This is a genomic window from Methylobacterium brachiatum (assembly GCF_020523825.1).
GTDB classification, from domain to species: domain Bacteria; phylum Pseudomonadota; class Alphaproteobacteria; order Rhizobiales; family Beijerinckiaceae; genus Methylobacterium; species Methylobacterium brachiatum.
Genome location: NZ_JAJALK010000013.1, coordinates 86,529 through 100,736 on the forward strand (window position 1 = coordinate 86,529; position 14,208 = coordinate 100,736).

General features: G+C 70.4%; 13 protein-coding genes. 5 read left to right on the forward strand and 8 right to left on the reverse strand.

The genetic code is table 11. The features are described 5' to 3' along the window. Positions 1–92: 92 nt before the first annotated feature. The 3 genes from LGR69_RS23945 to LGR69_RS23955 all read right to left on the reverse strand — a co-directional run bounded on the left by LGR69_RS23945 (position 93) and on the right by LGR69_RS23955 (position 5,196). Positions 93–650 carry a DUF4337 domain-containing protein gene (locus LGR69_RS23945; RefSeq protein WP_007567051.1) on the reverse strand — a complete coding sequence of 186 codons (558 nt, stop codon included), beginning with the start codon at positions 648–650 and terminating at the stop codon, positions 93–95. 85 nt (positions 651–735) lie between these two features. Further along, positions 736–3,876 carry an efflux RND transporter permease subunit gene (locus LGR69_RS23950; protein ID WP_122162242.1) on the reverse strand — a complete coding sequence of 1,047 codons (3,141 nt, stop codon included), beginning with the start codon at positions 3,874–3,876 and terminating at the stop codon, positions 736–738. A gap of 9 nt (positions 3,877–3,885) precedes the next feature. After that, entirely contained in the window at positions 3,886–5,196 is a 1,311-nt protein-coding gene (locus tag LGR69_RS23955; RefSeq protein WP_230367569.1) for an efflux RND transporter periplasmic adaptor subunit, read from the reverse strand. Positions 5,197–5,373: 177 nt separating this feature from the next. On the opposite strand from LGR69_RS23955, the gene LGR69_RS23960 reads away from it, so the two are divergent. Continuing rightward, positions 5,374–5,556, forward strand: coding sequence for a hypothetical protein (locus LGR69_RS23960; RefSeq protein WP_007567057.1), 183 nt, complete (start codon positions 5,374–5,376; stop codon positions 5,554–5,556). A 78-nt stretch (positions 5,557–5,634) separates the two neighbouring features. Here LGR69_RS23960 and LGR69_RS23965 read toward each other — a convergent pair whose 3' ends face one another. The 4 genes from LGR69_RS23965 to LGR69_RS23980 all read right to left on the reverse strand — a co-directional run bounded on the left by LGR69_RS23965 (position 5,635) and on the right by LGR69_RS23980 (position 10,268). Continuing rightward, positions 5,635–6,567 carry a MerR family transcriptional regulator gene (locus tag LGR69_RS23965; RefSeq protein ID WP_230367570.1) on the reverse strand — a complete coding sequence of 311 codons (933 nt, stop codon included), beginning with the start codon at positions 6,565–6,567 and terminating at the stop codon, positions 5,635–5,637. 251 nt (positions 6,568–6,818) lie between these two features. After that, the gene (locus tag LGR69_RS23970) at positions 6,819–7,862 is read right to left on the reverse strand and encodes a glycosyltransferase (RefSeq protein ID WP_230367571.1); all 1,044 of its coding nucleotides are present in this window, start codon (positions 7,860–7,862) and stop codon (positions 6,819–6,821) included. Next, positions 7,859–8,953, reverse strand: coding sequence for a glycosyltransferase family 2 protein (locus tag LGR69_RS23975; RefSeq protein WP_230367572.1), 1,095 nt, complete (start codon positions 8,951–8,953; stop codon positions 7,859–7,861). The genes LGR69_RS23970 and LGR69_RS23975 overlap by 4 nt, the downstream gene beginning before the upstream one ends. Before the next feature lie 220 nt (positions 8,954–9,173). Beyond that, positions 9,174–10,268 carry a glycosyltransferase family 4 protein gene (locus tag LGR69_RS23980; protein ID WP_007567063.1) on the reverse strand — a complete coding sequence of 365 codons (1,095 nt, stop codon included), beginning with the start codon at positions 10,266–10,268 and terminating at the stop codon, positions 9,174–9,176. Positions 10,269–10,456: 188 nt separating this feature from the next. On the opposite strand from LGR69_RS23980, the gene LGR69_RS23985 reads away from it, so the two are divergent. From LGR69_RS23985 to LGR69_RS24000, 4 genes are read left to right on the forward strand one after another with little or no spacing between them, the layout of a single operon-like run. Next, positions 10,457–11,152, forward strand: a complete 696-nt coding sequence (locus LGR69_RS23985) for a cytochrome b/b6 domain-containing protein (protein WP_230367573.1) — start codon at positions 10,457–10,459, stop codon at positions 11,150–11,152. Next, on the forward strand, positions 11,149–11,889 hold the full coding sequence (locus LGR69_RS23990) for a molybdopterin-dependent oxidoreductase (protein ID WP_230367574.1): 741 nt from the start codon (positions 11,149–11,151) through the stop codon (positions 11,887–11,889). Before LGR69_RS23985 ends, LGR69_RS23990 begins: the two co-directional genes overlap by 4 nt. Positions 11,890–11,928: 39 nt before the next feature. Beyond that, entirely contained in the window at positions 11,929–12,903 is a 975-nt protein-coding gene (locus LGR69_RS23995) for an SPFH domain-containing protein (protein WP_230367575.1), read from the forward strand. Between the two features lie 3 nt (positions 12,904–12,906). After that, a complete protein-coding gene (locus LGR69_RS24000; RefSeq protein ID WP_230367576.1) occupies positions 12,907–13,356 on the forward strand; it encodes an NfeD family protein in 450 nt (149 codons plus the stop codon). A gap of 173 nt (positions 13,357–13,529) precedes the next feature. Here the strand turns inward: LGR69_RS24000 and LGR69_RS24005 are convergent, their stop codons facing one another. Next, a complete protein-coding gene (locus LGR69_RS24005) occupies positions 13,530–13,913 on the reverse strand; it encodes a nuclear transport factor 2 family protein (protein ID WP_230367577.1) in 384 nt (127 codons plus the stop codon). Positions 13,914–14,208 lie beyond the last annotated feature (295 nt).

Sequence of the window (14,208 nt, forward strand, 5' to 3'; positions counted from 1 at the left end):
GTGACGGCGGGCGGGCCTCGGGCCGAACGCGCGTCCGTCACGGAGTCAGAGCATCAAACCGGGGGCCGGTCACCCCCGTACGGGACGGTGCTTTAGTGGAAGAACGGCAGCGCGTGCGGCGCCAGGTAGCCGAAGCCGAGGAGCGCCGCGCCGGCCAGCCCCAGGAACCCGCCGGCGAAGACCAGGATGGCGATTCCGGTGATCACCTCGGCCGAGGCCAGCACGATGCCGATCTGGAAGGCCGCCGAGGCCAGCTCGTAATGGTGGTAGCGCAGCAGCGACAGGTCGCGCCGCTCCTCGGAGGCCCGGGCCTTGGCGGTGAGCTCCTTGCGGCCCTCGCCGGTGGCGGGCTCGGATTCCCAGCGCGCCAGGGTCTTGGCCCATTCGGCGCGCTTGGCCGCGATCGCGTCCTGGTTCGGGCCGGGCGGCACCAGGGCCAGCGCCTCGTCGGCGGTCTTCAGCACGGTCGAGCGGATCGTGCGCGCCTGGAAATAGGCCCACTGGTTGGCGGCCTCGACGTTGGAGCCGATGGAATCCGTCTGGGCCGCCTTGCCCAGGGTCTCGCTGAAGGCGAGGAACAAAGCCAGGATCGAGATCAGCAGCGCCACGCGCTTGTTCGAACCCTCGATCGCCCCGTGACCACCCGACATCGTTTCCCGATTCCCCGTTGATTCCTCGGGCGCGACTCACAGCCCATCCGGGCCCGGCGCGCAATGCCGCGTCGCCCGCCCGATGCTATTCCGCCGCGATCCGCGGCGGCAGCGCGCGGCCATCGTTGGCCGGATGCGCCGCCTCGCCGTAGCCCGGCTCGTCCAGCGGGTCGTCGCGCTCGCCCACGAACCGGCCGAACAGCCGCCCGAGCAGGCGCGAGAGATCGTCCATCAGCACGAAGATCGCCGGCACGAAGACCAGCGACAGCACGGTGGAGACGATCAGGCCGCCGATCACCGCCACCGCCATCGGGGCGCGGAACTCGCCGCCGATGCCGAACGCCATGGCGGAGGGCACCATGCCGGCGGCCATCGCGATGGTGGTCATCACGATCGGCCGCGCCCGCTTACGGCCGGCATCGACGATGGCGGTGGTGCGGTCGACGCCGGCATGGATCTGCTCGACCGCGAAGTCGACCAGCATGATCGCGTTCTTGGTGACCACGCCCATCAGCATCAGAATGCCGATCACCACCGGCATCGAGATCGGCATGTGGCAGATCAGGAGCGCAAGGATCGCGCCGCCGATGGAGAGCGGCAGCGAGAACAGGATGGTGAGCGGCTGGAGGAAGTTGCCGAACAGCAGGATCAGCACGCCGAACACCATCATCAGGCCGGCGCCCATGGCCAGGGCGAAGCCTTCGAACACCTCGCCCATCACCTCGGCATCGCCGGTCTGGCTGATCGTGACCCCGGGCGGCAGGTTCTTGGCGGTGGGCAGGTTCATCACCTGGCTGATCAGCTCGGCCAGCGCGTCGGTGCCCTGCATGTCGCCCTCGATGGCGACGCGCACGGCGCGGTCGTAGCGGTCGATGCCGGTGGGGCCCTGGCCAAGGCTGATATCGGCCACCGTCGCCAGCGGCACCGCAGCCCCGCCCTTCACCGGCACCTTCAGGGTCTCGAGCTCGGACAGGCGGCCGCGCAGGCTCTCGGGCAGCTGCACCCGGATCGGCACCTGCCGGTCGGTGGCGTTGAACTTGGCGAGGTTCATGCCGATGTCGCCGATCGTCCCGACCCGGACGGTCTCGGCGATCGTGTCGGTGGAGACGCCGAGATCGGCCGCCACGCCGGCTTTCGGGCGGATGCGGATCTCGGTCCGGTCCAGCGGCGCCGTCGACATGACGTTGACGAGGTGCGGGATCTGGGCCGCCTCGCGCTGCAGCTTGGCCGCGACATCGGCCACCACGGCCTTGTCGGGGCCGGCAATGATCAGCGCCATGTCGCGCTGGCCGCTCTCGCGCAGGGCCCAGAAGCGGATATCCGGCTCCTCGCGCAGGATCGCGGCGACCTCGGCATCGACCTGCTTCTGGGTGCGCGTGCGGGCGTTCTTCGGCGTGAGGTTGATGGTCAGCGTCGCGAGCCGCACCTCCTTCTTGCCGGGCAATTGCCGCCCGCCATCGACGAAGACGCTCTTCACTTCGGGCAGCGCCCGGATCTTGTGCTCGATCGTGTCGCTGAGCTTCACCGTATCCGGGAGCCGGGCCCCCGGGGGCAGTTCCAGCACGAACAGCGTGCGCGCCTGGTCCTCCGCCGGCAGGAAGCCCGCGGGCAGCAGGCCCGTGGAGGCGATCGAGGCGGCAAAGCACGCGATGCCGAGGATCAGCGTGATGAACTTGTGCCTGACCGACCAGGCCACCAGCCGGGTGTAGCCGCGCATCACGAGCCCGTCCTTGGTGTGGTCGGGGCCGTGGTCGCGCAGGAAATAGGCGGCGAGCAGAGGCGTGATCAGCCGCGCCACCAGCAGCGACATGAACACCGCGGCCGCGATGGTCAGGCCGAACTGCTTGAAATACTGGCCGGCGATGCCGCCCATGAACGAGACCGGCGAGAAGATCGCGATGATCGTCGCCGTGATGGCTATGACCGCGAGCCCGATCTCGTCGGCGGCCTCCAGCGAGGCGCGGTAGGGCGATTTCCCCATCCGCATGTGCCGGACGATGTTCTCGATCTCGACGATCGCGTCGTCCACCAGGATGCCGGTGACCAGGGTGATCGCCAGCAGGCTCACGGCGTTGAGCGAGAAGCCGAGCGCGCTCATCACCCAGAAGGTCGGCAGCACCGAGAGCGGCAGCGCCACGGCGGCGATCAGGGTCGCGCGCCAGTCGCGCAGGAACAGCAGCACCACGACGACCGCGAGCGCCGCGCCCTCGATCAGGCCCATCATGGCCGAGTGGTAATTGCCGATCGTGTTGACGACGCTCGTGTCGATCAGGTCGAAGCGCACGTCCGGATTGGCCGCGTGGAGCGCCGCAATCTTCTTGGCGACCCCGACCGAGACGTCGGCGTCGCTGGCGCCGCTCGCCCGGGAGACCGCGAAGGCCACCACCGGCTCGCCATTGAAGCGCGCGAAGGTGCGCGGCTCCTCGGCCGTGTCCGACAGGGTCGCCAACTCGTCGAGCCGGACCTTGCGGTTGCCCGGCACCACGATCGAGGTCTTGGCGAGCGTCTCGAGGCTCGCCGAGGCGGCGAGCGCGCGGATCGACTGCTCCTGCCCGCCGACCTCGCCGCGCCCGCCCGCCATGTCGGCGGAGGTCAGGCGCAGCTGCCGGTTCACGTCCGCCGCGGTGATGCCGAGGGCCAGCAGCCGGTCGGGCTTGAGCGTGACCCGGATCTCCCGGGCGACGCCGCCCAGGCGCTCGACGCCGCCAACGCCCTTCACGCTCTGCAGGCCGCGGGCGACCACGTCGTCCACGAACCACGACAGATCCTCGGGGGTCATGGCGGGCGCGGAGGCGCCGTAGATCATGATCGGCAGGCCGGCGATCTCGACCCGGGAGACGATCGGCTCGTCGATGGTGCGCGGCAGGTTCTGGCGGATCTTGGCGATGGCGTCCTTGACGTCGTTGGTCGCCCGATCCTGGTTCACCTCCAGGCGGAATTCGATCGTCGTGGTCGAGATGCCCTCGGTGATGGTCGAGAGGATGTGCTTGACGCCCTTCACCCCGGCGATCGAATCCTCGACCCACTTGGTGACCTGCGTCTGCAACTCGGCCGGCGCCGCGCCCGACTGGGTGATCGTCACCGAGACGATCGGGATGTCGATGTTCGGGAAGCGAGTGATCGGCAGGGCCCGGAAGCTGACCAGGCCAAGGATCATCAGGACCAGGAACAGCACCACCGAAGGCAGCGGCTTCCGGATCGCCCAGGCGGAGACGTTGAGGCGCATGGCTCTGTCCTACCGCGGGGCCGCGTCGGCCATGGGCGGGCTCGCGGGAGCGCTCATGGGTGTGCCGGCACTCGGGCGGGGAACGGCCCGCACCCGGTCGCCGTCACGCAGGAAGCTGCCGGCCCGGGCCACGACGGTCTCGCCGGCGGCGACGCCCGAGCGGATCTCCGTGAATCCCTCGGATGACAGGCCCGTGGTCACGGTGCGTGCCTCGACGCGCCCGTCCTTGGCGACCAGGACGCTGGCCCGGCCGTCCGCGGCGTAGAGCAGGCTGGAGACCGGGACCGCGATGCCCTCGCGGCGCGCCACCTCGACGGTGCCGCGGGCGAAGGCGCCGATGCGCAGGACCGGATCGTCGGTGAGGCGGATGCGGATCTTGCCGAGCCGGGTCGCCCGGTCGACCTCCGGGTAGACCCGGCGCACCTTGCCGCGCAGCTGGCGGCCGTCGTCGAGATCGAGGCTCGCCGGGTCGCCGACCGTGATGCGCGCCAGCGAGGTCTCGGGTACCTCGCCCTCCAGCTCGATCTCGCCGCGGGCGATCAGCCGGAACAGCGGCTCCCCCGCCGCCGTGACGGAGGCGCCGACCCGGGCGGTGCGGCGGTTGACGATGCCGGCCTCCGGGGCGCGGATATCGGTGCGGGCGCGCCGCAGGGCGATCTCGGATCCGGCCGCCCGCGCGGTGGCGAGATCGGCCTGGGCCGATTGCAGGCCGCCCCGTGCCGCGGCCAGGCGGCCCTCGGCGCCCTGGGCCGCCGAGACGCGCTGCTCCAGCACGGCCGCGGTGGCGTTGCCGGTCTTGGCGAGCGACTGGGCGCGCTCCAGCGACTGCTTGGCCTCAATATTGGCCGCCTCGGCCTGGACGATCTGGCTCTTAGCCTGGACGATGGCCGCCTCGGCCCGGGCGACCGCGGCGACGTTCGAGGCCTCCTGGGTGACGATCATCTCCTGCGACAGGCGCGCGAGCACCTGACCCTTGGTGACCCGGTCCCCCTCCTCAACCAGCAATTCGGTGATGCGCAGGCCCTCGACTTCGGGGGCGACCAGGATCTCGTCCCGCGGGACCAGCGTGCCGGTGACCACGGCCCGTTCCACGATCTCGCGGCGCTCGGCCGGGACCACGGTGACGGCCGGCGCGATCGCGGCGGCATCAGGAACCGCAGCCGTCTCCACGGCGCGCGTGGGAGAAGCGGCGAGGATCGCAAACCCGCATAGGAGGCAGAGGCGGGACGCGCGCCCGGAAAAAGTCGGCAAAACGGAAGCCTCTCTGGCGGCCCTGTATTGGTCTTGTCTCTCCGTCGCTGGGCAGATCGGCGTTTTCATGGCGCGGGCCGAGGCGACGGAGCCAGCATAGCGCTTCGGCGCGGTTCCGTCGCCGGACCGTGGGCCGCAGGTCGCAGGTCATTCAAAAGAGTCGGGGTATACGTCCATTGTCCTGCAACCGACCGCGCAAGACGCCGTTATTAGAACGATGGTCTTCGTACCACCGGAGAGCGGTCCATGAGCATCTTTCAGATCAAGCAGACGAAGAGCGGCGCCGTCATCTGGACCGGTGCGGCCGACGACGAGCAGACGGCGCTCGACGCCATGGCGCGCGAGGCCGGATACCGCGACTTCTCGGCCCTGCCGGATACGATCCGCGCCAACGGGCTCAAGGCGGCCAAGCTGGACCTGATTTCCTAAGTCAGCCGGTCGCTGGCCCCAGCAGATCGGCGCTCGTCCGGCAGGACGGGCGCCTTTTTCATGCTCGCTCGGCGACAATCATTGCAGAAGCTGAAGGGCAGTAAGAGCATCGTTCAGCCAGCGCCAAACCATACGGTCGAAGGCGATAGGGAAGTCCTTACCCAGCACGCCCAGAAGTTCGCGGTATCGACCGAGGCGCCCGGCATTCCGCTCATATTGCGCGACATGCCAATCCCGGAATGCGGAGTCGGGCGTTCGTCCGAGAGCATGGGCCGAGTCCGCGAGCCAGGTGCGCGCGATGGCCTGGGCCTCGGGACTCCGCGGCGACAGATCCCTCGCGGTTGCGTCGGCCGCTTTCTCATAGGCCAGGCGCGAGGCCACTTGGTATTTGCCCGGATCCAACGCGTCGGTCCAGAATGCCTTGGTCCCCTCCTGCACCTCGCGGATGAAGGTCGGATCCGCCAGCAGCCGCGAGAGTTCGTCCCACGCGGCGATCTGGTCCGGCGTAGGGTCCTCCGGCAGTTCCGGCACGCTCATGGCGAGAATCTGCCGCCGCCAAGGCCCCTCGAGCGCCGTCCCCGCCGCGATAGCGTCGACGAACTGCTCTGCCAGATCCTTCATCTGCTGATTGCTCAAAATGCTCATGGTCCAAATCCTCCTCAGATCACCATCGGCAGGGTTTGGGATGCGAAGCGTGGCACGAAGGATCGTGGCCACCCGGTGCTTGGCCGCGATCTCGGCTTCGAGGATCTCCAGGCGGGTCCGCAGCACCTCGTGCAGCGAAAGGCGACGCGCCAGTAACCGCCGGATCATGTCGAGCCCGACCCCGGCCTCGCGCAGCGCGTGGATGAGGTCGAGCTTGGCGACATCCTCGTCGGTGTAGACCCGGTAGTTCGCTGCGGATCGCAGGGTTGGCGGCAGCAGTCCCTTGTCCGAATAGAACCGGATCCGCCGCACCGGTTGCCCGGAGAGGCGCGCCAGATCGCCGATCGTGTACGTCTTCGCTCCCATGGCGACTCGATTACGGCTTCCACCCAGTGGAGGGTCAAGGCCGATGCGAGTTGCCCGGGATCGGGGCGCGAGCGCGGCGCCCGAGGATTGTGAAGGCCTTCGGGCGACCATCACGGTCATTCCGAGCGCAGCGAAGCAATCCAGGGATCCGTCACTTCAGGAGATCGCGCGCCACTCTGGATTGCTTCGCTGCGCTCGCAATGACGGAGCGGGTTGGTCGGCGGAGCGATGATCTTGGAAACGGCCGCGCCTCACGCGCGTCCGAGCTGCCGAACCAGCGCCTCGATCATGGCCGCGCAATCCGGGATCGCGCTCGGCCGGTGCAGGCCGGCGATCACCGATGGGTCGAGGGCCAGGCCGGCGGCGACCAGCCCGGGCCACAATTCGGCGGCCGGCCAGCCCGGATGGACGATCGCGGCGCCGAGCCTTTGCAGGGCTTCGGCCTTCTCGGTCTGCTCGCCATAGGCTCGCTCCTCCGGCAGGCACAGGAAGCGCTTGCCCTGACCGGCGGCGAGCGCCACGAGGCCGTCGCCGCCCCCGCCGACCAGCAGGGCCGCCCGGGCGATCCGGACCTCGACGTCGTCGACCCAGCCGTGCAGGTGCAGGTTTTTCGGGACTTCGCCGGTGCCCGAGACGGGGCCCAGCACGTGCCAGGGCCGGTCGGGCACGGCGCGGGCTGCGGCGGCGAGGTCGGCGAGATCACCCCCCGCGCCGCCGCGGCCGAACACCACGACGATAGCGTCCCCCACCTCCGCGCCGATCTGCGCCGGTGCGCCGAGGAAGCCGGCATAATGCGTCTTGGCACGGACCCAGTCCGGCACGCCGGCGCCGTCGAGGGCTTCGGGGAAGGGCGCGAGCAGGCGCGTGGCGCTGCGGAAGGCTTCGCAATGCGGCTGGTCGGTCCGCGTGCCGGCGAGGCGCACCACCAGGGTCGGGACCGACAGGAGCCGGGCCAGCAGCGCGACCTCTACCGAGACGTCGACAACGATCAGCGCCGGGTCGGTCCGCTCGACCCATTCGGCGATGCGCGCCATCCGGGTGCGCACGCCCGGATGGTTCAGGGGCGCGTAGTGCAGCGCCTCCGGCCGTTCCGCCTCGCCGTCCCGTCCGTCGAAGTCCGATCCGCCGAGCGGGCGGTCGTCGGGCAGGTCGAGCGCGTCGAGGCCATTCGTGTCGAACGCCGCCAGGGTGCCGATCAGGGTACAGGGCCGGGGCAGGGCGGCGGCGACCGCGCGGGCGCGCTGCAGATGGCCCGCGCCCTGGTGGTGGACGTACCAGCCGATCCCGCGGGTCACGCGGCCTCCCGCAGGGACAGAGCGAGGGCGTCGAGGTCGGCGAGCGCCCGGTCGAGGGGGCATTCCCGCGCCGGCGGGCTGCGCGATTCGAGGATGCGGTCGGCCCGCTCCACGAAGGCGATGTCGTTGGGGCAGGTTTCGAGCGCGGCGCATGCGTCGGGGCCGAGGCCGAGCCGCGCGCAGGCCTCGGCCCGGGCCGATCCGACGAGGTGGAACGCCCGCCGCAGGGCGGCCCGGCGCAGGATCAGGCCCTGCCAATGCGCCGCTTCGGGCAGCAGGTAGGGCTCGCCGTCGAGCACCCGGGCGCGGCGCGCCATCTCGGTGGCCATGCCGCCCGAGACCCGGCCCTGGTGGCGGGCCGAGACCATGACGCGCACGTCCGGGCAGTGGCGCAGGCGGGCGCCGCTCTCGCGAAGCAGGCTCACGAGGGCGTTGTCCTCGCCGCAGGGCAGGGGCGGCAGGCCGCCGACGGCGCGGTAGAGCGCCACCGGCACAGCGAGGCTCGCGCCGGTATGGTCGCCGTGGCGCGGGGCCGGATCGTGGGGCGGCGGGTCGAGGATGTCCTCCAGGCGGCGCACGCCGGCCCAGTAGCGCTCGATCCGTGCATGCAGCTCGGCGAGGCGCGGATCGGCGGCGCCATCCGCGTCGATCACCAGGCGGCCGCCGACGACGTCGGCCGCCCGCAGCGCCCGCAGGTTCGCCGCGACCCAGTCGGCCGGCAGGCGGGCATCGGCGTCGGTGGTGAGCAGGATTCCGTCCGGGGCGCCCTCGGCCTCGAGCCAGGCGGCGCCGGCATCGAGCGCCATGCGGCGGGCGGTGCCGACATGGGCCTCGGTGCCCTCCAGCGCCGCCTCGATCACCCGCAGCGTTAGGCTCGCGAGCGCGCCCGCGTCCTCCAGGGCGCAGATGGCCGGGACCGTGCCGTCGGTGCAGTTGTTGGCGAGAATCACGACCCGCAGCGGTGCCTCAGCCGAGAATCCCTCCTGCTGGGCCAGCGAGGCGAGCAGGATCGGCAGCCGCTCCTCTTCGTTCCGCGCGGGGATGCAGACCACGCAGGGCCGGGCGAGCGGGGCGGCGGTTGCGAGGGTCATAGCGGTTCTTCTCAACCTCATCGTCGCGAACACACGAGCCGCAGCGTCTGTCCCGTTATCGCCAGGGAACGAGCGTTATGGGTTTTGGCGCGCATACACGTTCGCAAGCTGATGCGCGGTCCCCTCTCCCGCTCGGGAGAGGGGGCGCGTCGCGGCCCCGGCAAAGCGGGGTGCGACCATCCTGGACCCACCGGCGAAGGGCCGCGTCCGCTGATGTCCTTTACGCCCGTCCCCCCGCCACCCGCAGGGTCGGCCGCGCCCGCTCGGCGCAGCGCGCCATCACGGCGTCGTAGGTCTCCAGGTAGCGCTCGGTCATGGCGGCGGCGTCGTAGAGCGCCTCCGCCCGGTCGCGGCAGGCGCGGCGCGACAGGCCGGCGGCCTCGCGGATCGCCACGGACAGGTCCTGCGAATCGTCCGGCAGCGCCAGGCGGCCGCATTGCGCGTCGAGGATGTCGGGCAGGGCGCCCCGGCGGAAGGCCGCCACCGGCGTGCCGCAGGCCAGCGCCTCGGCGACGACCAGGCCGAAGGGCTCCTCCCAGCGCGGCGAGACGATCGCCACCCGGGCGCGGCCGATATGCTCCGCCAGCTCCCGGTGCGAGAGATGACCGAGATGGATCAGGTCGGGCCCGAGCCGCGGCGCGATCTCTGCCGCCCAGTAGCCCGGATTGAGCTTCGGCCCGGCGAAATGCAGCGGCAGCCCGGCCGCGCGGGCGGCGTCGATGGCGAGGTGCAGCCCCTTCTCGGGCACGATCCGGCCGGACCAGAACGCGAAGGGCGGATCGTCGGGCGTATCGGAATACGCGAAGGTCGAGAGGTCGACGCCGTTATCGACGACCTGGGCGCCGGGCACGAGCGTCGCCCATTCCTGGGCGAGCGAGGGCGACACCGCCAGGAAGGCCATGTCGGGATCGGCCACCTCCACGCCGGAGACCAGGGCGTCGAAGGGCGGCGTGTGCAGCACCGTCACCCAGGGCAGGCCGAGCCGGGCGCTCTGCTGCAGGGGCAGGGCGTGCAGCGCATTGTTGTGCACCAGGTCGAAGCCGCCGGCCGCGACCATCTCCATCATCCGCCGATAGGCGTCGTGCTCGGCCTTGTCGATCGCCTCCTCGCGCTCGGGATCGGCCAGCGCGTCGCCGGTCGGGTCGCAGAGCATCACCGGATCGAGCGCCGGGTCCGAGCCCCGGCTGGCGAACAGGGTCACGTCGTGCCCGTGCCGCTTCAGCGCGACGGTGAGGAGATGCGTGTGCATCTCCAGACCGCCGGCATAGGGCTGGCCGATCGGGTACTTGAGATGTGCCAGGACAGCGATCTTCACGCGCGCACCGCATCCGGTTGTGTGGGGATCTTTGCCGGCCGCAGCGGGGCGAGAGGACTTTCGTCCGCAGCGAGCGTGGCGGGTATCATGCCCATCTTTTCTTCATCAAGCGTTGCGTCATCGAGGCCGGGAGCGACGAGGGACGCAGCGCGTTCCCACCTCCATACGGGCCGCGGTCTGAACCGATGATGATCGAGACGACAGGTCGACCATTCAGCCGGGTGCGCCATCCGGCCTGGGTACGCCTGACCCATTGGACCGGCGCGGCCGCGACCCTGGCGCTGATGGTCAGCGGCACCGGGATCCTGCTGGCCCTGCCGAAACTGTTCTGGGGCGAGACCGGGGCCAACGACGCGCCGGCCTGGATCACCCTGCCGCTTCCGGTCGATCTCGAGCAGACCGGCTGGGCCCGCAACCTTCATTTCCTGGCCGCCTGGATTTTCGTCCTGAACGGTGCCGTCTACCTCGCTCTCGCGCTGCTGCGCGGGCACCTGCGCCGCCGTCTCCTGCCGGAGCCGGCCGAGATCCGGCCGCGGGCGCTGGCCGGCGAGATAAGGGCGCATCTGCGCCTGCGCGGCGGGGCGCCGCCCACCGGCCGCTACAACGCGCTGCAGAAGATCGCCTATCTGGTCGTCCTCTTGGTGCTGGCGCCGCTGATGCTGCTCACCGGCCTAACCATGTCGCCCGGGATCACCGCTGCCTGGCCGGAGCTGTTCACCCTGTTCGGCGGCCGGCAATCGGCCCGGACGATCCATTTCCTGGCGGCCTTCGCGATGGTCGCGTTCCTCGCCATCCACATCTGGCAGGTGCTGGCCAACCGGCCTTTGGCGCTCATGCGCGGCATGATCGTGGGATCGGGCGGCAAGGGCGAGGAGACCGCATGAGCGCGCTGACCCGACGCCGCCTGATCCTCGGGACCGCCGGGTTCGGCGCGGCCGGCCTCGTCGGCGGCTGCGAGCCCGGCGCGCCGCAACTGCGCCCCAACCCCTACGGGTTGAGCGACTGGCTGACCTTCGCCGGGCAGCGCCTGCTGCTGGCGCGCCAGCCGCTCGCCCGGGAATTCGGCCCCGAAGCGATCTCGGCGGTGTTCCCGACGATCAACACCACCGACCCGGACGATCCGGCCTATCGCCGCTCGAAGGCGCTCGGCTTCTCCGACTGGCGCCTGCCGGTCACCGGCCTCGTCGCGCGGCCGGGGTCGTTCTCGCTGGCCGAGCTGAAGGCGATGCCGGCGCGCACGCAGATCACGCTCCATTCCTGCGAGCAGGGCTGGTCGGCGATCGGCCAGTGGACAGGCGTCCCGCTCTCCCGGGTGCTCGCCGCCGCCGGGATGCGCCCGGAGGCGCGCTACGTGGTGATCCGAACCGTCGACGGCTGGTGGGACAGCTACGACCTGTTCGACGCCCTGCACCCGCAGACGATCCTGGCCTACGGCATGAACGGCGACGACCTGCCGGTCGCCCACGGCGCGCCGGTTCGCCTGCGGGTTGAGCGCCAGCTCGGCTATAAGTCCTTGAAATACCTCACCAGCATCGAGGCTGTGGATCGCGTCGACGGCATCGGCCACGGCCGCGGCAGCATGGTCGCGGGCCTCGGATTCAGCTGGTACGCTGGCATCTGAGCCGCCCGCGGGACTCCATGCGGCCGGGGAGGGGGCCTCATGGATGTCACGATCGGTCTGAGCACGTTCGCGATCGGCGCCGCGGCGCTGGCGGTGATCACGCTGGCGGCCGGGGTGAAGATGATCCCGCAGGGCCACGTCTTCACCGTCGAGCGGTTCGGCCGCTACGCCCGCACCCTCGAATCAGGCCTCGGCCTGATCATCCCGTTCGTCGAGCGCATCGGCCGGCGGGTGAACGTGATGGAGCAGGTGGTCGACGTCCCGAGCCAGCAGGCCTTCACGCGCGACAATGCCGGCGTCACCATCGACGCGGTGGTGTTCTACCAGGTGCTCGACGCGGCCCGGGCCTCCTACGAGGTCTCGAACCTCGACCTCGCCATGACCACCCTGACCATGACCAACATCCGCACCGTGGTCGGCTCGATGGATCTCGACCAGCTCCTCGCCCACCGGGACGAGATCAACGAGCGGCTCCTGCGGGTGCTCGACGCGGCGGCCGCGCCCTGGGGCGTGAAGATCAACCGCATCGAGATCAAGGACATCGTGCCCCCGGCCGACCTCGCCGGCGCCATGGCCCGGCAGATGAAGGCCGAGCGCGAGAAGCGCGCCTCGATCCTTGAGGCGGAGGGCCAGCGCGCCGCCGAGATCCTGCGGGCAGAGGGGCGCAAGCAATCGGCGATCCTGGAGGCGGAAGGGCGCCGCGAGGCCGCGTTCCGCGACGCCGAGGCCCGCGAGCGCTCCGCCGAGGCCGAGGCGGCGGCGACCGGGATGGTCAGCCGCGCGATCGTCGCGGGCGACATCGCGGCGGCGAATTTTTTGGTGGCGGAGAAATACGTCGACGCGGTGCGGGCGCTCGCCACCGCGCCGAACCAGCGCGTCGTGGTGGTGCCGATCGAGGCGGCGGCGCTCGCCGGCACTTTGGGCGGCATCGGCGAGCTCACACGCGCGGTCTTCGGCGAGGCGACCCCGCCCCGGCGCACGGGCTCGCCGCCCGATGTCGCCCCGCGGGCCTGACCCATGGCCGATCCGCTGGCGATCCTCGCGGCCCTCGGGCCGGCCTGGAGCTGGGTGATCGCCGGCCTGGTTCTGGCCGGCGCCGAGATCGTCGTGCCGGGCGTGTTCCTGATCTGGTTCGGCCTCGCGGCCGTCGCGACCGGCCTCGCCACGGCGCTGATCCCGATCCCCTGGCAGGGCCAGACCCTGCTGTTTGCCGCCCTCGCCGTCGTCCTGGTCGGTCTCGCCACCCGCCTGCACCGCCGCGCCGGACGCCACGACGCCACCCTCAACCGCGCCGACCGCGGCCTGATCGGCCGCGAGGCCGTGCTGCCCGAGCCGATCCGCCAGGGCGCCGGCCGCCTCCGCTTCGACGACACCCTGTGGCGGATCGAAGGACCGGACCTGCCGGCCGGTGCGCGCGTGCGGGTGATCGGTCTCGCCGGGACGGTGCTGCGGGTGGAGGCGGTGTGAGGGGCGCGCTGGGCGCTACCGGGTGGGTTTGTCGAGGACTGCTCCCGGCCCAGCCCAGACGCGCGGATCGCCGTCGCCGCTTCTCTAAAGCAGCCATTCGCCGGCCTGCGGCAATTTCGGCTCAAGATGGGAAATAAATTGCGGACTTCTGCCGCACATGAGGCATCCGAGATCTAGAACATCCCGTTCGGATTGGCCGAGGCATCGGGCAGGATCTGCAGCATATCCCAGTGCTCAACGATCCGGCCGTCCTCATCGAGGCGAAAAATATCGATGGCCGCATAGTCATGATCACCCGGCCAGTGCTGAAGGGAGTGCAATACAACCAGATCGCCCTCAGCAATTGCCCGCTTGACGTCTACGCGCTTGCCCGGCCACCCACGCGACATGCGCTCGAAATAGGCAACGAAGCCATCCTTGCCTGTGGCTACGTGTGGGTTGTGCTGGATGTAAGTGGCGCCGGCATAACGCTCGATAGCCTCGCGCGGACGGCAATCGTTGAACATCAGCTCGTAGAACGCGATCACGTTCGCCTTGTTCTGTGCGAGATTTGGCATGCCGTCTGCGTTTAACCCTCTGAAAGCCATCGGCTATTCATGAAAGGGAGCACGCCGCGAGAGAGCAGCCAAGCGCTTGGAAGCGGACGTTTCTATCCCCTGCAATGGGTGAGAGCAATCCTCGCGTTGATGTCGGCTTCGATGCATTCGCCGTCCAAAAGCGGACCGGCAGAAATCCACCCAAAGCAACCTCGTCTGAAACCTGCGGCGTAAGGGCTCGACCCAACGTTGCAAGCAGCCGCGCTGCATGGATGAACCGCCCGGTCCCACACTCCTCGGTCGAGCCCGGGCGGTA

Coding starts and splice junctions, on each gene's coding strand:
- LGR69_RS23990 (WP_230367574.1), top strand. CDS start 11,149: ATGAGCGCGCTGACCCGACGCCGCCTGATCCTCGGGACCGCCGGGTTC.
- LGR69_RS23955 (WP_230367569.1), bottom strand. CDS start 5,196: ATGAAAACGCCGATCTGCCCAGCGACGGAGAGACAAGACCAATACAGG.
- LGR69_RS24005 (WP_230367577.1), bottom strand. CDS start 13,913: ATGCCAAATCTCGCACAGAACAAGGCGAACGTGATCGCGTTCTACGAG.
- LGR69_RS23985 (WP_230367573.1), top strand. CDS start 10,457: ATGATCGAGACGACAGGTCGACCATTCAGCCGGGTGCGCCATCCGGCC.
- LGR69_RS23975 (WP_230367572.1), bottom strand. CDS start 8,953: ATGACCCTCGCAACCGCCGCCCCGCTCGCCCGGCCCTGCGTGGTCTGC.
- LGR69_RS23995 (WP_230367575.1), top strand. CDS start 11,929: ATGGATGTCACGATCGGTCTGAGCACGTTCGCGATCGGCGCCGCGGCG.
- LGR69_RS24000 (WP_230367576.1), top strand. CDS start 12,907: ATGGCCGATCCGCTGGCGATCCTCGCGGCCCTCGGGCCGGCCTGGAGC.
- LGR69_RS23965 (WP_230367570.1), bottom strand. CDS start 6,567: ATGGGAGCGAAGACGTACACGATCGGCGATCTGGCGCGCCTCTCCGGG.
- LGR69_RS23945 (WP_007567051.1), bottom strand. CDS start 650: ATGTCGGGTGGTCACGGGGCGATCGAGGGTTCGAACAAGCGCGTGGCG.
- LGR69_RS23960 (WP_007567057.1), top strand. CDS start 5,374: ATGAGCATCTTTCAGATCAAGCAGACGAAGAGCGGCGCCGTCATCTGG.
- LGR69_RS23950 (WP_122162242.1), bottom strand. CDS start 3,876: ATGCGCCTCAACGTCTCCGCCTGGGCGATCCGGAAGCCGCTGCCTTCG.